Origin of the sequence: Nocardia transvalensis NBRC 15921 (assembly GCF_000308875.1) — a bacterium.
GTDB classification, from domain to species: domain Bacteria; phylum Actinomycetota; class Actinomycetes; order Mycobacteriales; family Mycobacteriaceae; genus Nocardia; species Nocardia transvalensis.
In genome coordinates, this window is sequence record NZ_BAGL01000088.1 from 1 (window position 1) to 22,069 (window position 22,069).

General features: G+C 69.5%; 15 protein-coding genes. 10 read left to right on the forward strand and 5 right to left on the reverse strand.

From position 1 onward, the window contains the following. On the reverse strand, positions 1–692 hold a 692-nt coding region (locus ON41_RS39380; RefSeq protein WP_218003578.1), incomplete at its 3' end, for an IniB N-terminal domain-containing protein. 278 nt (positions 693–970) lie between these two features. Here ON41_RS39380 and ON41_RS30155 point away from each other — a divergent pair. From ON41_RS30155 to ON41_RS30180, 6 genes are all read left to right on the forward strand, one after another. After that, positions 971–2,641, forward strand: coding sequence for an Hsp70 family protein (locus ON41_RS30155; RefSeq protein ID WP_040751479.1), 1,671 nt, complete (start codon positions 971–973; stop codon positions 2,639–2,641). 6 nt (positions 2,642–2,647) lie between these two features. Beyond that, a complete protein-coding gene (locus ON41_RS30160) occupies positions 2,648–5,281 on the forward strand; it encodes a LuxR C-terminal-related transcriptional regulator (protein ID WP_040751481.1) in 2,634 nt (877 codons plus the stop codon). A 47-nt stretch (positions 5,282–5,328) separates the two neighbouring features. Further along, positions 5,329–6,507, forward strand: a complete 1,179-nt coding sequence (locus ON41_RS30165; protein ID WP_051162804.1) for a hypothetical protein — start codon at positions 5,329–5,331, stop codon at positions 6,505–6,507. A gap of 178 nt (positions 6,508–6,685) precedes the next feature. After that, entirely contained in the window at positions 6,686–8,053 is a 1,368-nt protein-coding gene (locus ON41_RS30170) for a S1 family peptidase (RefSeq protein WP_040751482.1), read from the forward strand. A 145-nt stretch (positions 8,054–8,198) separates the two neighbouring features. After that, positions 8,199–9,542 (forward strand): S1 family peptidase, encoded by a 1,344-nt coding sequence (locus ON41_RS30175; RefSeq protein WP_051162806.1) that lies wholly within the window; start codon positions 8,199–8,201, stop codon positions 9,540–9,542. 135 nt (positions 9,543–9,677) lie between these two features. Further along, positions 9,678–10,517 (forward strand): NRDE family protein, encoded by an 840-nt coding sequence (locus tag ON41_RS30180; protein ID WP_040751483.1) that lies wholly within the window; start codon positions 9,678–9,680, stop codon positions 10,515–10,517. A gap of 7 nt (positions 10,518–10,524) precedes the next feature. Here the strand turns inward: ON41_RS30180 and ON41_RS30185 are convergent, their stop codons facing one another. The 3 genes from ON41_RS30185 to ON41_RS30195 all read right to left on the reverse strand — a co-directional run bounded on the left by ON41_RS30185 (position 10,525) and on the right by ON41_RS30195 (position 13,259). Continuing rightward, positions 10,525–11,181, reverse strand: a complete 657-nt coding sequence (locus ON41_RS30185) for a DUF8020 domain-containing protein (RefSeq protein ID WP_040751541.1) — start codon at positions 11,179–11,181, stop codon at positions 10,525–10,527. A 343-nt stretch (positions 11,182–11,524) separates the two neighbouring features. Further along, positions 11,525–12,355: a DUF8020 domain-containing protein gene (locus ON41_RS30190; protein WP_051162808.1), complete on the reverse strand. Its 831-nt coding sequence runs from the start codon at positions 12,353–12,355 to the stop codon at positions 11,525–11,527. A gap of 127 nt (positions 12,356–12,482) precedes the next feature. Next, entirely contained in the window at positions 12,483–13,259 is a 777-nt protein-coding gene (locus tag ON41_RS30195) for a DUF8020 domain-containing protein (protein ID WP_051162810.1), read from the reverse strand. Between the two features lie 471 nt (positions 13,260–13,730). Here ON41_RS30195 and ON41_RS30200 point away from each other — a divergent pair, with 471 nt between their 5' ends. Continuing rightward, entirely contained in the window at positions 13,731–16,928 is a 3,198-nt protein-coding gene (locus ON41_RS30200; RefSeq protein WP_040751485.1) for a (Fe-S)-binding protein, read from the forward strand. A gap of 481 nt (positions 16,929–17,409) precedes the next feature. Next, positions 17,410–18,255 carry a lytic polysaccharide monooxygenase gene (locus ON41_RS30205; RefSeq protein WP_246829628.1) on the forward strand — a complete coding sequence of 282 codons (846 nt, stop codon included), beginning with the start codon at positions 17,410–17,412 and terminating at the stop codon, positions 18,253–18,255. A 217-nt stretch (positions 18,256–18,472) separates the two neighbouring features. Here the strand turns inward: ON41_RS30205 and ON41_RS30210 are convergent, their stop codons facing one another. After that, the gene (locus ON41_RS30210) at positions 18,473–18,922 is read right to left on the reverse strand and encodes a hypothetical protein (protein WP_040751487.1); all 450 of its coding nucleotides are present in this window, start codon (positions 18,920–18,922) and stop codon (positions 18,473–18,475) included. Between the two features lie 255 nt (positions 18,923–19,177). Between ON41_RS30210 and ON41_RS30215 the strand changes: the two genes are divergently transcribed. Both ON41_RS30215 and ON41_RS30220 read left to right on the forward strand, forming a co-directional pair. Further along, entirely contained in the window at positions 19,178–20,506 is a 1,329-nt protein-coding gene (locus ON41_RS30215) for an NsdA family TPR-like regulatory protein (protein ID WP_083905737.1), read from the forward strand. Positions 20,507–20,528: 22 nt separating this feature from the next. Beyond that, the gene (locus ON41_RS30220; RefSeq protein ID WP_051162812.1) at positions 20,529–21,788 is read left to right on the forward strand and encodes a pyridoxal phosphate-dependent aminotransferase; all 1,260 of its coding nucleotides are present in this window, start codon (positions 20,529–20,531) and stop codon (positions 21,786–21,788) included. The last annotated feature ends 281 nt before the right edge of the window (positions 21,789–22,069 follow it).

Sequence of the window (22,069 nt, forward strand, 5' to 3'; positions counted from 1 at the left end):
GCTCCGGCACCGGCGACGGCACCCAGGCCCGCACCGAGCGCACCGCCCACGCCTGCGATCACGTCGGCACCTGCCTCTGCCGCAGCACCTACTCCGGCGACGACGTCGGCCCCAGCCCCTGCGACGGCACCCAAGCCGGCCGACAGGCCCGCACCCAGTGCAGAGCCCACGCCTGCGACCACGTCGGCACCGGCACCGGCGGCGGTACCCAGGCCGACGTCGAGCGCACCGCCCGCACCGGCGATCAGATCCGCGCCCGCACCCGCGGCGGCGCCCAGACCGGCCGACAGGCCCGCACCCAGGTCGGCGGCGGCGCCCAGTCCCACGTCGAGGCCGGATCCACCGGACAGGCCCAGTTCCAGGCCGGAGCCCGCGGTGCCTTCGAGGCCCGTGCCCAGGGCCGCGCCGGCACCCAGCGCCACCTCGGTGCCCAGGTTCACTGCGGCGGTCGCGGCACCGCCCGCGTTCGCACCGGCACCGCCGCCCGCCGCCACGATGGCCGCGAGCTGGGAGCCGCCGGCGACCAGGGCCGACTCGGCCACCATGGGCGCGACCGCGGCGATGTCCTCCGGCGTCACCTCCACGAGGCCCGCGGCGGCCAGGGCCTGGGCGGGGTTGGCGCAGTAGCCTACGGCGGCCTCGTGGTCGCGCAGCAAGCTCAGAATGAACTCGAGAATCGCGTTGGGGCTCATCGCACATCGTCTCCTGGTTCGGCGGACCTCGGATCCGCAGCAACTGAATTGCCTTTCACGCTAGGAAGGCTCGCCGTTACGCGAAACGGGGCGAACCCCCCTCCCTCGAGCCCCGCCGGCGCTGGGGGCACCAAGGTCATTAGGGGAATTTCCCCGTACTTGCCCGAAGCGAGTAACGACCACCCCTCAGCAACCGAAAGGCCCGGTAGGTCGCGACGACCACGCAACTTCCGGCAAGACCCGTATCACCTCGCGGTTCGGACGACAGGGGTTCTCGAATGGCTCAGGGCCTGGCGCTCGGCATCACCGTCGGGTCGTCCCGGACGGTCGCCGTGACGACATCCGGTGCGTACGGCGCTTTCGACGCCCGCGTGCGGCCGAGCGCGCCGCCGGGCGTCTCGGACGGTTTCCTGTCCCGCGTGGGCGATCCCGTGGACATCCTGACCGCCGACGGAGTGCCGGTCGCCGCGGCCGATCTGGTCGCCACAGCGATCATCGCGGCGCTCGACGGCAACACCCCGGCAGCCACCGTCGTGGCATACCCGACCTGGTGGCGGCCGCACGCCGTCGCCGCGCAGCGGGAGGCCCTGGAGCGCGCCGGACTCGACGCGGTGACGCTCGTCCCGGAGGCCACCGCGGTGCACCGACTGGCCGCCGAGCACGACCCGTCCGAGCGGGACACGGTCGTATACGACCTGGGCAGCACGGGTCTGACGGTCTCGGTGGCCGGCCCCACCGGCGATCCGCGCGGCGAACCGGTGCGCTCCGAGGACGTCTCCGGCACCGAATTCGATCTGCTGCTCCTGCGCGACGTCCTCGCGAATACGCTGGGGGACAACGACTTCGACCCCTTCGATCCGGTGGTCGAACGAGAGCTGTCGACCCTGCGCCACCGCTGCGAGGCCGCCAAGCGAGAACTCTCGGAGAAGACCGCGACGGTCGTCGAGGTCAGCTACCCGGGCCGCCCCGCGCGCGATATCCGCCTGGTCCGCGACGATCTCGAGGAACTGCTGCGCCCGCCGCTGACGGAGTCGATGGCACTCGTCCACGAGGCCCTGCGTCGCGCCGGTATCACCCCCGACGCGGTGGGCCGGATCCTGCTGGCGGGCGGCGGTGGCGCGATTCCCCTGCTCACCGAACTGATCTCCGCCGAATTCGGCATCCCGCCGACCGTCGCACCGACCTCGGCGGCCACGGCCGCAGCACACGGCGCGGCCCTACTGGCGGTCGACCTGGCGGAGGAGTCGACGGAAACCGTTGCCACTCCGCTGGTCCCGGCAAAACAGCCGACCGCGGAAACAGACCCCCAGAAGCCGACCGCAGGCACGGGCCCCACAGAACGGACGGAGGACACCGCGTTGCCGTCCCTGCCGGTGGATACCGCGGACGATTCGCGTCGCGGCGCCTGGAAACGGCTCGCCCTGATCGGCGGCGTGGCCGTGGCGGTCGCCGCGCTCACCACCGGAACGCTCGCCCTGGGCACCGCCGTCCAGACATCCACGCCCCCAGCCTCTTCCAGTCCCGTTCCCGCGGCCGCCGACGGCACGACGACGGCACAATCCGGCGACACCACACGAGCCGGCGCGGCGACATCAGCAGCCGCCGGAATTGCCCAGCGAGACGGCACCACAGCGGCGGCCGCACCGGTCGCCGCCGTGGCACCCGCTCCCGGGTCCGCACCGGAGGCGGGTGGCGCGCCCGCGGCAGCCGCTCCGGCCGCGCCGAACAACCCGGGCGCCGCACCAGCGGCCCCGAACGCCCCTGCGCCGCCGCCCGTCTCGGCACCCACCGCACCGCCGGGCGGCCCGTCACTACCCTCCGCACCGACCGCGCCCGCACAGCCGGGCGGCCTGGGGAACACCCTGGGCAACACCCTCGATCAGACGGGTGACACCCTCGGCACGGTGCTCGACGCCCCGGGCCGGATCCTCGAACGTACAGGTGGTTGAGGTTCGGTGACAGGTACAGCCGCGATAGCCCACGAGTCCCTGCCCGGTGTCCGAGAGATGTTCCGCGAGCTGGACTCCGCGCGGGCGGACCCTCTCGTCTACCTGATCCGGGGCCGCTCCGGCACCGGCAAGTCGACCCTGCTGGCGGCGGTGCGAAACCGCCTGCGCGCCCGCGGAATCGCCGTCTGCGACACCGTCGCCGAGGCCGCCGGCTACCCCCGGCCGCGCCCGACCCTGGTCGTCGACGACGCACACACCGTCGATCCCGGCGAACTGGTGAAGCTGTGCGCGGCCGTCGAATCCGAGACCTGCACGATGGTGATCGCGACCCGCCCGCGCCCGCACGATCCCGCCCTGCGCGCCTTCACCGACGCCGTGGCGCGCCGCGGCCGGGTCATCGATCTGCGCACCCTCGGCGTGGCCGACATCGCCCCGTTCGCACGGGAATTGGGGATGACGGTGCCGCGCTCGGTGGCCCAGCACATTCACGCCTGCACCGCGGGCATCCACGGCGGCGTGGTCGCGGCCCTCGCGGCGGCGTGCACGACGCGGCTGGACGCGAGCCTCGCGGCCGTCGACACGGCCGTAACCGCCTGGGCGCGAACGCTACTCGACCACGCCGATCCACACCTGCTGGACGCGTTCGTCATCGCGGCCACCGGCACCGGCCTGGACCCCGCCGAACTCGCCGAGGTCCTGGACACGCCCGCGGCCGACGCGCTCGACCTCATCGACCGCGCCCGCGCGAGCGCGCTGGTGACCGACGCGGATCTGCTGCTCGCACTGGCCGTCGGCCCCTTGCGCACGCTCGTGGGCGACCGGCGCTTCCTGACCGTGCAGCGCCGTCTCCTGCAAGCTCGGCTCGAGGCCGGCCTGCTGCGCGACAACACCGCGCTGCTGCTGGCGGAATCCGGCGTCCGGGACGCGAGGCTGGCCACCTACCTCAGCGCCGCGGCGGAATCCGCCGGCGCCGAGGCGGTCCGCTACTACCGGGCCGCCGCCGCCAGCGGCGCCGGGACGGGCTGGAAACCGGGGATCCCGACCACGATTCGCTGGGCCGAGGCCGCCGCCCGCACCGGCAATCCCGACCTCGCCCTCCGACTGGCCGAACCGCTGCTGAACCACGCCGACGTCCCGGCCGCCGAACTCGCCGCGGCCGTGCGGGTCTGCGCCGGAGTGTGGACGCGGCGCGGCCTGGCCGCCCGTGCGGCGCAACTGTATTCGTGGCTCGGACCGCTGCGGGTCGGCGGCGACTGGTCGGTCGGCGCCACCGTGCTCTATCTGGCGGGCGAGATCGAGACGGCCGAGGCCATGTCCGCGTCGTCCGCGCAGTGGCCACCCACCCGCACGACCGCACCCGCGAGCCTGATCGCGACCGCGCTCGCCCGCTCGCTCGGTGCGGCGGTGTCGGCGGATGGTCTCGCTGCGGCCCCGGTTCCCGACGATCCGGACATCGCGTCGGAAACCGGTGCGCACGACCGCAACTCGGCGCTCGCGGCCGCCTCGGACCTCATCCAGGCGGCACGCGCCGAACTCGCCTCCGCCGAGGCCGCCGACCGGTTCCCGCCCTGCACCGCGGTCTCCATCGCGACCCTGCTGTGCCTGAGCATGGGCGAACCGCGCCGCGCCGCCGACGCCCTGCGCGGGGCCATCGAATCGGCGACGTCCCCGACGGCGGACGATCCGCACCTGCTCGTGCTCTCGGCCTGGACCTCCCTGCTCGGCGGCGACGAGCAGGCGGCCGCACACCTGGTCGCGTCGCTCGCCGTCGACACGCTCCCGGCCCGTGACCGCCTGCTCGCCCACGGCGTCCTGGTCGGCCTCGCCCGCCGCGGCGGCGACTCCGCGGCGCTGGCGCTGGCCTGGCAGGCCGCGCATCCGCTGTTCGACGATATCGGCGCCGACCTGCTCGCCCTGCTGCCGATCGGGGAACTGTGGCTGGCCGGAATCCGGCTGCGCGACGAGAGCCGCGTGACCGCCCTGGTCGACGCCGCCGGAAAACTGTTGCACCGCTTGGGCAATCCCCCCGCGTGGTCGAACGCTTTCCACTGGTACGCGATCCAGGCGGCCATCGCCCGCGAGCGGCCCGACGAATTGCTCCCTCCCGCACAGCGATTGAAGGCGGCCGCGCAGGCGGGCGATCCGCATGCCGCGGCGCTGGCCGACGCCGGCCGCACCTGGGTGCTGGCGCTGCGCGGCTCGGTCGCCGTCGACGACGTGACGGCTGCGGCGCGCCGGCTGGCCGCCATCGGCATGGTCTGGGACGCCGCCCGGCTGGCCAGCGAGGCCGCGCTCGCCGCCGACGACTCGGCCGCCGCGACCACATTGCTGAAGCTGGCCCGCACGATTCGCACCGAGGCCCGCCCGCCGCGACTGCCCGTGCGCGCGCCCGAACCCGCGGCCGACCCGCGGCCCGAACCGCCGCCGGGCAGCGACACCCTGCTCAGCGAGCGCGAACGCGAGGTCGCCGAGCTGGTCCTGCTGGGCCTCACCTACCGGGAAATCGGCGCTCGGCTGTACATCTCGGCGAAGACGGTGGAGCATCATGTCGCGCGGATCCGGCGTCGGATCGGAGCCGGGTCGCGCTCGGAGTTATTGTCGATGCTCCGCGCCATGGGCCACGGCTCACTGCTCGTGTGACTTCGGTGCGGAGCCGACCCGGACGCACCGAAGCGAGGTAGAGACAGATGGCCACAGGGGTGGGCCTGCGCATCGCCGAGGACGAATGCGTCGCGGCAATCGTCGCGGGAGCCGGCGAGACAGCGGAAGACACGCCCGAACCCCACTACATCGTCCGCGAGTCGGTCCTGCACATGTCCGACGACGGCGATGCCTCACTGGGGGGCGATCCACCGACCGGCCACTCCCATTCGATCCGCGGTTTCTTCGCGGCGGTCGGGAATCCGGCCGGTATCTCCGTCGACGCCGGTGAGGCGTACCGCGCCGAGGATCTGGTCGCGACGGCACTGTTCTGCCTGATCAACCTGGCCGCCGACCATCTCAGCGGCCCCGCCGAGTTCTACGCCACCCATCCCGCGGACTGGCCCGCCCAGCAGGTGAGCGCCCTGCGCGACGCCCTCGACTACCTGGGCCTGCGGTCGGTCGCACTGGTGAGCGAGGGCGATCTGCCCGCCCCGGAGCACAAGCCCACCGGCGCGATCGACGGCCGCAGCTATGCCCGCGACGCCGCGCGCGCCGCCCTCGCCGCCGTCCTCGCCACCCCGGCGGGCACCACCCCGCCCGATCCGACCCACGCCGAGAACGCGCTCATCGTCACCGACGTGCTGCCGGCGTTGCAGGACGACGACGCGACCAGGCAGGCGTACTCGGCGGCGATGCCCGCGGCGTATTCCGCGGCCATCCCCGCGGCCGCCGAACCTCCCCCGGCCGAACCACCGGCGACCGCCGAGGCCGAGAAACCCGCCCCACCGCCACCGCCGGCCGAACCACGCCGCCTGCGCCGCACGCCGCTGCTGATCGCCGCGGCCGGAGTGCTCGGCCTGATCTTCGGCGGCGTCGTCGTGGCGCTGCTGCTACGCGACGACACCTCGACTCCCGTTCCGCCACTACCGAATGCGCGGTCCGAACCCGCGCCGACGTCCGCCGCCCCGCCGCCGCCCCCGGTCTTCGTGGCCCCCGCGCCGACGGTGGCGGTGACGCCCGAACCGGAGCCCGAGACCACCGAGCCGCCTCCGCCGCCGCCCCCGACATCCGAAGCGCCTCCGCCGCCGCCCCCGACGACGACCACCACACCGCACCGGACGACCAGGCCCACGCCGACGCCGCACCGAACGACGACGCCGCCGCTGTTCCCGTCGCTGCCCTTCCCGACCTGGATACCGACGCAGCCGGGACCGTATTACTGAACTCCGTGATCGTTTCGTAGCGAAGTCTGCGCATTTGTGCCCTAAAGTGAAGCGCTGACCCGGGTCAACGGCTCCAGACCGGACGCTCGGTCTGTTGTAGGACGGGGATCGTTGCCGCACAACGGCTTAACTCCTCGCGGATTCACCTGGCACGCACCGTGCCTGACGAAGGGACTTCATGCGCAAGTTGCCGGCGCGTCGCGCCTCGGTCAAAGCTGCCGCCGCCGCGTTCGCCTCGACTGTTCTCGTAGGTCCCTGGTTCGGTACGTCTCCCGCGTTAGCAGAACCCGCGCCGGAACAGGCGCAGCTCTCCGCCGATCAGCTCCCGCCGGAAATGGCGCAGGCTATCGGCCGCGACCTGAAGATGACCCCGGCCGAATACCTCGACCGCGCCGCCCGGGCCCAGCAGTTGCGCGACTACGCCCGCGGCTTCCGCTCCGAACGTCCCGACGAATTCGCCGGCGCGTGGCTGGGACCGGACGGCAAGCCGGTCATGGCGGTCACCTCGGTCGACGCCGCGCACGCCGCCGCCTCGGCGGGCTACCAGACCCGGATGTCGCCGATCTCCGCGGACAATCTGGAAACCTCGCTCGACCAGCTCGTCGGCTGGGTCGGCGGCCTGCCGCGCGAACTCTCCACGGCCATCAACTCCGTGGCCATCGACTTCCTCAACAGCCAGCTGGTGCTGACGGTCGCCAACACCCCGGCCGGGCACATGCTGAACCTGCCGACCCTGATCGCCAATATCAAGGTCGTGCTCTCGCCCGACGGCGGCGGCCCGGTGGAGCGGCGGCCGATGGGCGGCGACACCTACATCAGCGCGCCGACCTCGCTCGACGACGCGGCGCTGAAGACCGTCGACGTCTGCTCGTTCGGCTTCAACAGCGTCGACGCCGCCGGTAACGCGCTGAATATCAGTGCCGGACACTGCGATCCGAATCTCGACAAGGGCGACGGCGCGGCCGACGTCTATCTGCCCGACGTCCGCAACCTCAAGGCAAGCCCCAAACTGGGCTCGTTCGTGCGGGCCCACGTCGGCGGCAGCAGCGGCCTGGACTACTCGGTGATCCAGCTGAGCGAGCGCGCGGTGCGGGCGGGTATGGACCAGCCGTCGGTGCGCGGCGCCAACGGCACCACCATCAGCGTGACGGGCACGGCCGACCCGGTCATCGGCGCGCCGATCTGCAAGTCCGGCCAATCCTCCACATTCACCTGCGGTTTCATCGTGGCCGACCGTGTCGAGACGCAGCTGTTCACCGCGGAGGGAACCTCGAAGACCGTGCGCGGATTCGCCAGTTCGGCCTGCACCCTCGGCGGTGACAGCGGCGGCGCGATCGTGTCGGGCACGCTGGCGCTGGGCATCACCAGCGGGTCGAACGCGGCCGACGCGCCGGACTGCAACGAGGCCAATATCGGCCTGGCGCAATATGGTGGCACCGCTTCGCTCGGCATTCCGATCCGCGCGATTCTCAGCGATATCGACGCCGCGTCCGGTGGCGGACTGGGCTCCGGAATCTCGGTGCGCACCCGCCAGAACGCCGGGTAGGAGCCGGTTCACGGCCGGGTGAAAGCCGAACCACGGATGAATTTTTCGCGAAACGCCGGGGCGGCGTGGCGGTGTGCCGAGATGTCGTCTCGATCAAATTCGAGGATGAGTAGGCATAACCGCCCAGAACCCATATAGTCGGCTCATGCTCCTGCCACGCATCCGTCTTACGTCGCCCGCCGAGGGGCGAAACTCCCGCACCCGTCTCCGTAAAACCGCCGTTGTCGCCTCGGCCGCGGCGCTGGTCTTCGGACCCATGGCGGCGACGGTGTCCGCGGAACCGGCCCCGGCCCCGAACCTGCCGACCGACCTGATCGCGGCCGTGACCAGGGACCTGAAGATCTCCCCCGACGAGTACATGCACCGGGCGGAGGTCGCGCAGCAGGTGGGTGCGTTCGCCACCAACGCGCAGCGGCAGTTCCCCCAGGCGTTCGCGGGCGCGTGGCTCGACGACGCCGGCCGGGCCGTGGTGGCGCTGGCGCAGGGGCAGGGCTCGGATGCGGCCCGCAAGTCCGCTCAGGACGCCGGTTTCCAGGTCAAGGACGTCGCCAAGAGCGAGACGGTGCTGCGCAGCGAGAAGAACGCCTTCCAGCAGTGGCTGTCGACCCAGCCGGAGCCGGTGGCCAAGGCCGTGCGCGGCGTGGTCGTCGATACCGTCAACAACAGCATCGCCGTGCGCGTGGACAAGGTCGGCCTGCCGATGCCGGGCTTCGTCGACCCGGCGCGGGTCGTCGTGATGCCCGCACCGCCGGTGGGCCCGGAGCTGTCCGAGGTGGCACAGGCGACCCCGGTCGCCGGCGAGCAGGCTCCCGCCCCGATCGCGGCCGGCGACGGCTACGCCTCGGTGGCGGGCAAGATGAAGCTGGTCTGCTCGGCCGGTTTCAACGGCCTGGACCGCAACGACAACGTCGTCAACATCACCGCGGGCCACTGCGACCCGAACATCCCGGCCGCCGGCACCGCCAACGCCCCGGGCATGTTCGAGCTGCTGCCGGGTAACAAGACGGGCGCGCAGCTGGGCACCTTCCAGAAGTCGGTGCTGGACGCGCAGGACTACTCGGTCGTGGCCATCAACGACGAGGCGCGGGACCGCTTCTCCAACAACCTGGTTCGCCAGCCGGGCGCGCCGATCGCGATCACCGGTGTCGCCACCCCGGTCGTGGGCGCTCCGGTCTGCAAGTCGGGCTCGCGCACCGGCTTCTCCTGCGGCGTGGTGAACGCGATCGACCAGACCGTGCAGATCGAGGACCGGCAGCAGACCCAGGCCTTCTCGGCCAACATCTGCGCCCTCCCCGGTGACAGCGGCGGGCCGCTGGTCACGGGCACCATGGCGCTCGGCATCGCCAGCGCCTCGTCGGTCGCCGACTACCCGATCTGCGAGATCCCCAACATCATCGGCGCGATCACGGGCGACGCCCCCCAGATCTTCGCCCAGCCGGTGAGCACCGTGCTCTCCGACAACCCGGGCCTGCGGGTGCGCACGAGCTAGTCCACGGACCGAACGAGGGCCGACGGCAGATATGCCGTCGGCCCTTTTCGTCCTCTTCGTTGTCCCGTCAACGGGCAGCTCAGCGGCAGTGCACGGCCGTATCCACGCCCGGATGCCGTCGGGCATGCTGGAGTCATGTGTCTTGTGCTGGTGGGCTGGCGGGCTCATCCGGAATATCGGTTGATCGTCGCGGCCAACCGGGACGAGTTCTATACCCGCGCAACCGAATCGATGCGGTGGTGGCCGGAAGCGCCGGGTTTGCTGGCCGGGCGGGATCTCGGCGCGGCCGGGCCCGTACCGGGCACCTGGCTGGGCATGATGCGACCGCAGCACCGTTTCGCCGCCGTGACGAATGTGCGTGGCCCGAACGAGTCGCGCATCGACGCCCGCTCGCGCGGCGCGCTGCTGATGGACTATCTGCGCGGCGAGGTGGGTCCCGAGAAGTTCGTCCGCGGCGTCGCGGCGGCCCCGGACGACTACAACGGCTACAACCTGGTGGTCTCGGATCTGGAGACGCTGTGGTGGCACAGCAATCGCAGCGCGGGAACGCCCCGGGAGCTGACCCCGGGCCTGCACGGGCTGTCCAACGGGGCCCTGCTCGGCTCCCTGAACGCGACGGACACCGCCGTTCGCACCGATACCGGGGCTCCGGTATGGCCGAAGGTGCGCGCGGGCCTGCTGGCGCTGCGCTCGGTGATCGCGACCGACCCGGCCGATGTCGCGGGTTATCTGGACGTGCTGGCCGACCGCACCCTCGCGCCCGACGACGAACTACCGGATACCGGCCTGCCGCTGCCCCGCGAACGGGCGGTCTCGGCGCGCTTCGTCGCCGACACCATGCACGGAACGCGCTGCAGCACCGTCTTTCTGGTGCGCACGGACGGCTCCTTCAGCATGACCGAGCGCTCGTTCGGGCGGACCGGGCGGCGCACGGGCGAGACGTCGTTCACCGGCACGCTGGAATTGCCCGCCTGACCGCGGGTCAGCCGTCCTGCCGGTCGGCCCACGGCGTCGTCCCGTCCGGGGCCTGCAACGTATTCATGAGTTCCACCCAGTTGGCGACCACGCTGGGCCCGCCACCCGCGATCGCGCCCAGCGCGCCGCCGATGACACCGCCCACCACGACCCCCGGCACACACAGGAAGAAGATGCCGACGACGCAGCCGACGGCACCCCCGACGACGGCCCCGATCAGGCCGCCGATGGCCGCGGCGACACCGAGCTTGGACGTGAAATCGTTGATGGCCCGGTCGTTCTCGATCGGCGAGGCGACCGGTGCGACAGGCGCGCCCGCCGCCTTCTCCACAATCAGCTCGAGCACCCGGCCGCCGTCACGCAGCACGGGCCGGACCGGAACGGGCAGCCCGCCGGCACGGAAATCGAGCGGGAACTCGAGGGCCACGACGCCGGCGGAATCCTTGATATCGACCAGCGTCCGCGGGGCATCGGGTGTCGCGCCCGGGCTGTCGACCAGTTCGAATGTGCCGCCGGTCAATTCGGTCGTCACCGTCTCGCCCGCCACCGCGGCGGAATAGCCGATCTGCCGGTCGGGAGCCGGGGCGGCGTGCGCGGTACCGAAACCTACGGCCAGAGCGCCGATTACCGTCAGAGCGGCCACGACGCCGCTACGGATCGTCATCCGATCTTCCATCCCTCATCAGGTTCGGCGGCGCATCTCTCCCCGACCGATTGTGAAGATGCACAAACAACGTCGTAAACATAGCCGACCCCGATGCCCCACGTGACCGAATTCGCGCGACAGCAGCACCCGGCCTTGCCCGACGCCTTCCCCGGCAGCGCACACCACTATTCCGGCGCACACACCACTATTTTCCGGCATGCTTTCGGCCGGAATCCACGGTGCCGATGGTGGATCCCGGCCAAAAGCATGCCGGGATCAGGGATGCGGCATGCCGGAATCGGCGAGGCGGCATGCCGGAATCAGGGATGCCGCATGCCGGATAACGAGTGTTGTTGCGGCGCTAGGCCGGACCGGGCACGGTTGGAGCGCCGGGTGCGGCGGGAGCAGGCGCGGGAGGGGCAGGAGCTGCCGGAGCGGGCGGGCGCACGTCGGACGGTCCCGAGAGGTCCGCCCACGGCGTCGTACCGGGCGGGGCCTGGAGGGTGTTCAGCATGTCGACACCGGAGCTGGTGACCGTCGGCCCGCTGCCGATGGCCGCGCCGATGACGCCGAGCGCGAAGGCGCCCAGGATGGGACCCGCGACGGCACCGACCACAAGGCCGGGGACACACAGGGTGGCGGCGTCCACCGCACACCCGACCGCAGCGCCGATCGGCACACCGAGCACAACGCCGATGGCGACGCCGACGACGGCGCCGATCACCGTGCCGATCCCCGCACCCAAACTCATCTTGGTGACGAAATCGTTGATCGCGCGCTGATTCTCGAGATCCGAGGCGATCGGATGCACCGAGGTCACCGGGTGGACGCGATCCACGTCGGCGGGCTGCTCCGGCGTGATCTCCAGGACCCGGCCGTCCTCCTTCACCGCCGCCGCGACCGGGACCGGCACCCCGGACAGGCGGAAGTTCAGAGGCATCTCCAGCGCGACGTGTCCCGTCTCGTCCTTCAGGTCGAGGACCCGTTCGGAGACGGCGCCCGGCTTGTCGACCAGCTCGAAGGTTCCCCCCTTCAGCCTGGTGACGATCGTCCTGTCGACGATCTTGGTCGCGTAGTCGACGAATCCGGCGTCCGGTAGCTCGGGCGCGGGATCTCCGGCCGCCGGACCGGCGACAACGGTCATCGCCCCGATGACCGTCGCCCCGACCGCGGTCAGTGCGCGGAACTTCATTCGGTCTTCCCATCCCTCATCAGGTCACACCGCACATGCACAGTGCATACGAGGACGTGAGCCTAGTCGAACGCGAACCGGCCCGCTCGCGCGAAGGCGAGCGGGCCGGTTCGGGGAGGAGCCGAGACTAGTTCGGCTTCTGCTGCACGACTTCCTGCTGCTGCTTCATGGCCTCGTCCGTGTACCGGGTGGTGCCGTTCGGCGCGTTCAGGGTGTTCATGAGGTCGACACCCGCGGCCACCAACGTCGGCCCACCGACGACGACGGTCCCGAGGATTCCGCCGATGGCCGCGCCGGTCGGCAGACCGACGAGACATCCGACGATGACCCCGATCAGACCGAGGGCACAGCCGACCACCGCGCCGATGGCGGTGCCGACGAATCCGCCGATCGCGGTCGCGAGACCGAAGTAGGTGGAGAATTCACCCAGCGCCCGCTGATTCTCGATATTGGATGCCACCGGCTTGACGACAGGCTTCACGTTCAGCGGCTGGTCGGTCGGCAATCCGGCCGGTCGCTCGGGCGTGACCGCCAGGGTCTTGCCGTCGTCGCGCACCTCCGCCTTGACCGGAATCTGCTGCCCGGCAATCGAGTACGCCAGCGGGAAGCTCATCACGGTGCTTCCCGCGTCGTCCTTGAGAGTGACCAGGGTCGGCGCGTCCTCCGCGGGCTTGCCCGCGATCTCCGAGGCCGTGGCATCCGCCGCCGCGGGTGTCTCCGCCTTCGACAGTTCGAAGGTTCCTCCGGCTCCGAGACGGGCTACGGAGGACTTGTCCTCCTGTTTGACCGAGTAGCCGATGGTCTTCTCGGATGGTGCAGCGGGTTCGGCGTGGGCAGTACCCAAACCCACAGTGAGGGCGCCGATCGCCAAGGCGCCGACCGCAGTAGTGCTGCGGAATTTCATTCGGTTATCCAATCCATCATCAGGGTGCCACGCACAACTTCTCCGCGAGAGCCCACGCATCCCTCAAGTCGCTGCTCCGTCCGAGCGACCTGCAAGACCCTCCCCGAGCGGTATGAAGCTGAACAAAGCAGGCAGGACGAAGTGAGCCTAGATCACAGACTGGCCGGACGCGAGAACCGTTTCCCGCCAGTGGAACTAAGCGTGTCCTGGGTTATGGACCGGATTTGCCGGGTTTTACCGTGATAGCCGAACTACGTCCGTGGAAAACCCCAGCATCGCGGGGATTTCCGTGAGTCCTGTCACACGGCGGTTGCGAGGCGAGCCCAGCAAGCTGCGGCGCGCCCCGGCAGAGATCATAGGGTGGACAGATAAGTTACCGGCGAGTAACTTACCGGAAGTTAAGATGCGTGCAACCGCCGACGGCAACAGCCCTGCCGTCGGGTGCTCGTTGACTCGAAGGAAGGTCGCGACATGAATGCCCTGACAGTGACGCTGGGCACGATTGGGGTGGCGTTCAGCCTATTGGCCTGGGCGTCATTCTTCGGCGGCGTCGGCAAGATGGTCCGCTCCATCATGATCGGGCAGTCCGCCCCGGACAGGTGGCGGCCGTTCCTCCCCCGAATCAAGACGATGCTCGTCGAATTCCTGGCCCACACGCGGATGAACAAATTCCGCACGGTGGGCTGGGCGCACTGGCTGGTGATGATCGGCTTCCTCGCCGGTTTCATCCTGTATTTCGAGGCCTATCCGCAGACGTTCGATCCCGATTTCCACTGGCCCGTCGTCGGTGGCTGGGGCATCTACCACCTGATGGACGAGGTGCTCGGCATCGCCACCGTGATCGGCATCGCGGTGCTGATCGTCATCCGCCAGCTCAACCACCCGCGGGTGCCGCAGCGGCTGTCGCGGTTCAGCGGTTCGCGATTCGGCCCGGCCTACACGATCGAGCTGATCGTGCTGATCGAGGGCCTGGGCATGGTGCTGGTGAAGGCCGGCAAGATCGCCACCTACGGCCACGCCAACGCGTGGAGCGACTTCTTCACCATGCAGGTGGCCAAGCTGCTGCCGAGCAGCGTCGCGATGGTCGCGGTGTTCGCCTTCGTCAAGATGGTGTCGGGCAGCACCTTCCTGCTGCTGGTCGGCCGCAACATCAACTGGGGTGTCGCGTGGCACCGGTTCGCGGCGTTCTTCAACATCTATTTCAAGCGTGAGGACGACGGCGGTGTCGCGCTGGGCGCGGCGAAGCCGATGATGTCGGCGGGGAAGCCGCTGCTGGACATGGAGGAGATCGATCCCGACACCGACACGCTGGGTGTCGGCCGGGTCGAGGACTTCTCGTGGAAGGGCTGGCTGGACTTCACCACCTGCACCGAGTGCGGTCGCTGCCAGAGTCAGTGCCCGGCATGGAATACCGGTAAGCCGCTGTCGCCGAAGCTGCTGATCATGTCGCTGCGCGATCACGGTGTCACGAAGGCGCCGTATCTGCTGGCCGGGGGCCGCAAGGATATGGGCGGCGACGAGGTCGGCCTGGTGGACGCCGAGGGCAAGCCGAACGAGGCCGCGCTGGCGAAGATCTCGCAGACCGCGAAGGACGAGGCCGAGCGCCCGCTGGTCGGTGGCGAGGACGTCAGCGGCATCATCGACCCCGAGGTGCTGTGGTCGTGCACGACCTGTGGCGCGTGCGTGGAGCAGTGCCCGGTGGATATCGAGCACGTCGACCACATCATCGATATGCGCCGCTACCAGGTGCTGATCGAGTCGGAGTTCCCGTCCGAGCTGGCGGGCCTGTTCAAGAACCTGGAGAACAAGGGCAACCCCTGGGGCCAGAACGCCAAGGACCGCCTGAACTGGATGTCGGAGCTGGAGTTCGACATTCCGGTGTTCGGGCAGGATGCCGACAGCTTCGACGGGTACGAGTACCTGTTCTGGGTCGGTTGCGCCGGCGCGTACGAGGACCGTGCGAAGAAGACCACCAAGGCCGTCGCCGAACTGCTGGCGACCGCGGGCGTGAAGTTCATGGTGCTGGGCGCGGAGGAGACCTGCACCGGCGACTCGGCGCGCCGCGCGGGTAACGAATTCCTGTTCCAGCAGTTGGCGATGCAGAACATCGAACTGCTGAACTCGGTGTTCGAGGGTGTCGAGAACGCGAAGAAGAAGATCGTCGTCACCTGCGCGCACTGCTTCAACGCGCTGAACAACGAGTACCCGCAGGTGGGCGGCAACTACGAGGTCGTGCACCACACCCAGCTGCTCAACCGCCTGGTGCGGCAGAAGAAGCTGGTGCAGGTCAAGCCGGTCTCGGAGAAGGTCACCTATCACGACCCCTGCTACCTCGGACGGCACAACAAGATCTACAACGCGCCGCGCGAGCTGATGGGGGCCTCGGGTGCGACGGTCACCGAAATGCCCCGGCACGGTGAGCGTTCCATGTGCTGTGGCGCCGGTGGCGCGCGCATGTGGATGGAGGAGCAGCTCGGTAAGCGCATCAATATCGATCGCGTGGACGAGGCGCTGGACACCCTGGACGGCGGCAACTCGCCGTCGCTGATCGCGACCGGCTGCCCGTTCTGCCGCGTGATGCTCACCGACGGCGTCACCGCGCGCAAGGATTCCGGCGAGGTCGGCCAGGGCGTCGAGGTCGTCGACGTGGCACAGCTGATGCTGCAGTCGATCGACCGGGTCGAGTCCGGCACGCTGTCGGAGAACCTGAAGGTCGTCCAGGAGCCCAAGAAGGCCGCGCCGGAACCCGCTGCCGCGGAGGCATCCGCAGCGGCTACCGACACCGCCGCCGCTTCCTCCGCCCCGGCTTCCTCCTCTGCCCCAGCTTCGTCGTCTTCCCCGGCTTCCTCGTCTGCCCCGGCTTCCTCCGCTTCCCCGGCGAACGCCGGGGCCGGCAAGGGGCTGGGTATGAAGGGAGGCGGCAAGGCACCCGGTGGCAAGGGCCTGGCGATGAAGGGCCCCGCGAAGGCACCGGGCGCGAAGGCACCGGCCAAGGAATCGGCGGAGGAATCCACCGACACTCCCGCGACCCCGGCGGCCAAGCCGGGCGGCCTGGGCATGAAGGGCGCGGCGAAGGCACCGGGCGGCAAGGGTCTCGCCATGAAGGGCGGCGGCAAGGCACCGGGAGCCAAGGCTCCCGCCACGGAATCGGCGGAGGAATCCACCGAGGCGCCCGCGACCCCGACCGCCAAGCCCGGCGGCCTGGGCATGAAGGGCGCGGCGAAGGCACCCGGCGGCAAGGGCCTGGCCATGAAGGGCGCTGCCAAGGCGCCGGGAGCGAAGGCACCGGGCGCGAAGGCACCCGCCGCCGAGCAGCCGGAGCCCACCGAGGCCGCGGACGCCTCCGCCACGGAATCCACCGCCGCGGCACCGGAATCGGAGGCGCCGACCGAATCCAAGCCGACCGTGGCGCCCAAGGGCCTCGCCATGAAGTCCGGCTTCAAGAAGCCCGGGCCGAAGGCGCCGGGAGCGCCGAAACCCGCTCCCGCCGCCGAGACTCCGGCCACCGAGGCGCCCGCCCCGGAGCCCGAGTCCGCACCCGAGCCGGAGGACGCCGCCCCGGAGACGCCGTCGAGCGGGGGCAACGGCAGCACCGCCGAGCCGCCGGCCGCCAAGCCCGGGGGTCTCGGATTCAAGTCCGGGGCGAAGGCTCCGGGCCGGAAGAACTGACCGGCTCTCAGTAGTCACCCGAGGGTGGCGTCGCCAGCGATGGCGACGCCACCCTCGTTTTTCGTCCGGGGCCGCCCCGGCGCAGGCAATTGTAGAATTGCACAAAACTCACGCACATTACGAGTGCACTTTTCGATGCCGCCGGGTTTCCCGGACCATAAAGCGTCGTGTTAAGTCGAAAAGTTTGCTGGACAGCAAACATAACGACCGACCGGAAGTTTCTCATCATCCACAGTCGGCAATCGACTCGAGCTATCACAGCAGCTCGAAAGGTTAGTCGAAGACTGGACAACGGCCCACCTGTGACGCAGGCCCCATCGAGCGTTTGACTGTCGGATTGCTGCACCCTAGGTTTTAGATCACCTGGGTTTTAGAGCATATCTATCCTGCAAAATGATCTGGATCATCACGCCACTATCACGTAGTGATCACGGCAGCGTGTGCCGGTAGCGCTGTCCACAATCTCTCACAAGGAGCATCAGTGAGCAAAAGAATGCTGTCCCTAGTCGGCGCGGCCGCGGGGATCGCGCCGATCGTCCTCGCCGTCCTGCCCGCCGCCACCGCGGGGGCGCACGGCTATATCTCCTCCCCGCTCAGCCGCCAGGCGCAGTGCGCCAAGGGCGAGGTGTCCTGCGGTGACATCACCTACGAACCGCAGAGCGTGGAGGGCCCGAAGGGACTGAAGAACTGCGGGGCGAACAAGTACCCCGAACTCGACGACGACAGCAAGGGCTGGAAGGTCCAGGACGTCGCCGGCAAGGTCGATTTCACCTGGACCAACACCGCGCAGCACAAGACCTCCGACTGGGAGTACTTCATCGGCGACACCCAGGTCGCCAAGGTCGACGGCAAGAACGAGCTGCCGGGCGATACGGTCACCCACTCCGTCGACCTGAGCAAGTTCAGCGGTAAGCAGAAGCTGCTCGCCGTCTGGAACATCGCCGACACCTCGAATGCCTTCTATTCCTGCGTCGACCTGAACATCGGCGGCGGAGACGGATCCTCGGGCGGCGGCACGACCACGCCGCCGGGCACCACCACCCCGGCGCCGTCCACCTCGGCCCAGCCGACGACGCCGTCGCAGCCCACCTCGTCGCAGCCGACCACCAGTGCCCCGGCGACCAGCGAACACGACCACCCGACCACCACGCCGCAGCCGCCCACCAGCGGTAACCCCTCGGCCTCGAACTGGGCGCAGGGCACCAGCTACGCGGTCGGCGACAAGGTCACCTACAACGGCAAGACCTACAGCTGCCTGCAGGCCCACAAGGCCACCGACCCCAACTGGAATCCGGAGAGCGCCCCCGCCCTCTGGCAGGCCGCCTGACCCATCTCGCGGACGGCCCCCGACGTACCGGCGGCAGCCGACCCGGCAGGACGACAACGGGTTTCACCATCATCATCGGTGCGCCGCCGGTGCCCTCGGGCCCGGTCCCCCTCGGCCGGGCCCGAGGAACCCACTTCGGGTAGCCCATATCCGGGTCCGCCCCGTCGACTGCCAAGTGGGGCGGACCCGGTGCGGGAGGGTGAGGACCGGTCTGCGGTCAGTCCTCGCCCCCGCCTCCCACCGCCAGTGCCGTCGTGATGACCACCGACAGGGGTGGAAGTTCGTTGTCGCGGCTCGGCGGCTGGACCCAGTGGCACCCTTCCCTGGTCCAGCGACCGAGACCGGTCGGCAACATCACGGCGCTACCGATGGCGGGAATGCCTATGTCCAAACGGTTGAGCACGTCGAGCACCTGGGCGCCGGGACGGCTGTCGGGCGTCACCAGGAAGCTCCAGCGGATCTGACGAGCGAGCATCGGGCCCGCCATGTCCTGTTCGGACAGGCAGTCGCGAACGGCCTCGGCGCGTGCGGTGGGCAGATGCACGATGCCGATGCCCACGGTGATCGGGAGCATGACGAAGCCACCCCGTTCGCTCACCGGCAGGCCGTACTCGTGCTGGTAGAACGCCACCCAATCCTCGACGGTCCTGAGTTTCTCCACATTCACGACGAGCTCCCTCGATCCTCTCTCAGCTTCGCGCCCGCGTGGCCGATGTGAAACGCCCGCACGCCCTCCTTGCGCTGCCCTTCCGCTGCCTCTGCTCCGAGAGCTGGGGAAATCCCTGATACCAGCTCGGTTTCGGCTGTGGCCGCGATCACCACGCACTCGTACTCTGGAGTACGGAGTTCGTGCGGAAGGGATGACATCGTGGTCCGGCAGTGGTCAGGTAAGGAGGCCCGTGCCCTCCGCGATGCCAAGCGGATGAGTATCCGGGAGTTCGCGGCGCACCTCGGTGTCCACGAACGCCTGGTCTCGAAATGGGAAGCGGGCGGCGCTCGGGTACATCCCCGTCCGGTCAACCAGGCCGCGTTGGATACATCCCTTGCCAGGTCCGACGAAGTCGTGCGGGCACGGTTCGCGGCCTTGATCGATCAGCCACTGATCGACCGGCCCGCGCCCGACATCGATGCGTGCCTCGAGAATCCGGCGCGCGCCAAGTATTCGAGCGACGCGGAACTTTTGGCTCTGGTTGACACCGGTGCGATGAGAGGTGATGCGTTAGCAGAGATTTCGGAGAGGGATCTGATCATGGCGGCTGCCCATGAAGCCAGCGAACATGCCGGTCGGGCCGAAGTCAGTAATGTGGGTGCCACCGCTCTGGAGCAACTCGACGCCGACGTGACGCGCATCGCCAACGACTATGTCCACGTCCCACCGGTGCCGATGATGGTGGAGATGCTTCGGGTGCGCAGGCGGGTGTACACGCTGCTGGAGGGTCACCAGAGGCCTTCGGACACAACCCATCTGTATCTGCTGGCCGGGACGTTGTCCGGGCTCCTGGCCAATGCCAGTACCGACCTCGGCTATCACGACGCCGCCGGCGAACAGGCCAGGGCCGCGTGGGCGTACGCGGAGCTGTGCGGGCACAACGGATTACGCGCCTGGACCCGCGGCATGCAGGCACTGATCGAATACGGATCGCAGCGCCCGCGCCGGGCGGTGGTGCTGGCGCAGAACGGTCAGCAGTACGCCGAATCGGCGACGGCCCGGGTGCGGCTGCACAATATCGAGGCCCGCATCTGGGCCAAGCTGGGCAGCCCGGCCGATACCGAGCGCTGCATCGGCGCGGCCGATACCGCCCGCGAATCCACCGCCACCGACAACCTGCACGACGAGGTCGGCGGCGTCTTCGGATTCAACGAGCCGAAGAGCCAGTACTACGCCGGCGCCACCTACATCCACCTAGGCCAGGCCGCACCCGCATTACAGGCGACGCAGCGCGCGATCGATCTGTACGCGAACGGCCCCGAGGAGCGCCGCTCGTACGGCGCCGAATCGCTCGCCCGCGTCGACAACGCGACCGCGCACCTGATCAACGGCAGTCTCGACGGCGCCGCGAGCGCCCTGCACCCGGTCCTGGAGCTGGCCGAGGACAAACGCATCGCACAATTGGAAGAGCGCCTGAGCGGCGTCCGCCGCCGCATCGCGGATCCCGAGTTCCAGGACGCGGTCGAGGCCCGCAGGCTGGACGAACGCATCGAGGAGTTCTGCGGGGCCGGCGCGGCGCGGGGGATGATCCCGCCCACCTGACGAGCACCGGCGCAATGGCACCATTGGACAGGTGAGCCCTACCAGCCAGTCACCCCATCGGCCGCCGCGCGCTCTGGAGCAGTCCACCAAACTCCAGAACGTCGTCTACGAGATCCGGGGTCCCGTACACGCACACGCGTCGCGGCTGGAGAACGAGGGGCACCGCATCCTCAAACTCAATATCGGCAACCCGGCGCCGTTCGGGTTCGAGGCGCCCGACGTCATCATGCGCGACATCATCGCCGCGCTGCCGCATGCGCAGGGGTACTCGGAGTCGAAGGGCATCCTGCCCGCCCGGCGCGCGATCTTCACGCGCTACGAGCTGGTGCCCGGGTTCCCGGAGTTCGACGTCGACGACGTCTACCTGGGCAACGGCGTCTCCGAGCTGATCACCATTACCATGCAGGCGCTGCTCAACAACGGCGACGAGGTGCTGATCCCCGCCCCGGACTACCCGCTGTGGACGGCGATGACCAGCCTCGCCGGCGGCACCCCGGTGCACTACCTGTGCGACGAATCCAACGGCTGGCAGCCCGATATCGCCGATATCGCGTCGAAGATCACCGACCGCACCAAGGCGCTGCTGGTGATCAACCCGAACAACCCGACCGGCGCGGTGTATTCGGCGGAGGTGTTGCAGCAGCTCGTCGACCTGGCGCGCAAGCATCAGCTGCTCCTGCTCGCCGACGAGATCTACGACAAGATCCTCTACGACGATTCCAAGCACATCTCGCTGGCCACGCTGGCGCCCGACTTGCTGACCCTGACCTTCAACGGCCTCTCCAAGGCGTACCGGGTGGCCGGTTATCGCTCGGGCTGGCTGGTGATCACCGGGCCCAAGGAGCACGCCGCCGGCTTCCTGGAGGGCATCGACCTGCTGGCGTCCTCGCGCCTGTGCCCGAATGTGCCCGCGCAGCACGCGATCCAGGTCGCCCTGGGCGGGCATCAGAGCATCGAGGATCTGATCCTGCCCGGCGGCCGGCTGCTCGAGCAGCGGGACGTGGCCTGGGAGAAGCTGAACATGATCCCGGGTGTTTCCTGCGTCAAGCCGAAGGGCGCGCTCTACGCGTTCCCGCGGTTGGATCCCGAGGTGCACGAGATCCACGACGACTCCAAGCTGATCCTGGATCTGCTGCTCCAGGAGAAGATCCTGATGGTGCAGGGCACGGGATTCAACTGGCCGCAGCACGACCACCTGCGCATCGTGACCCTGCCGTGGGCCCGCGATCTGGCGGTGGCGATCGAACGCTTCGGCAACTTCCTGGCCAGTTATCGCCAGTAGGAACGCTGTGCCTTTCAACCCCCGCAAAAACAGACCGTGAGTACGAAAACTATGCGGTTTTAAAGACTTAGCTAGCGCAAAGATCGGCCGTTTGTGTACAGTGGTCCTCGGCACTGAGAGTGCCCCGGCCGAGCCGCCTACCCCCCTGGGCCGCTCGGCCCTGGGTTCGACCGCCTACCCCCCTGGGCTGTCGGATCCCCCGGGCGGCGGAGACATCCCCCTGCTCTCCGCCGCCCCTCCCACTTCCTTACTTCGCAAGCCCCGTGAATTCGCCTGTGCCG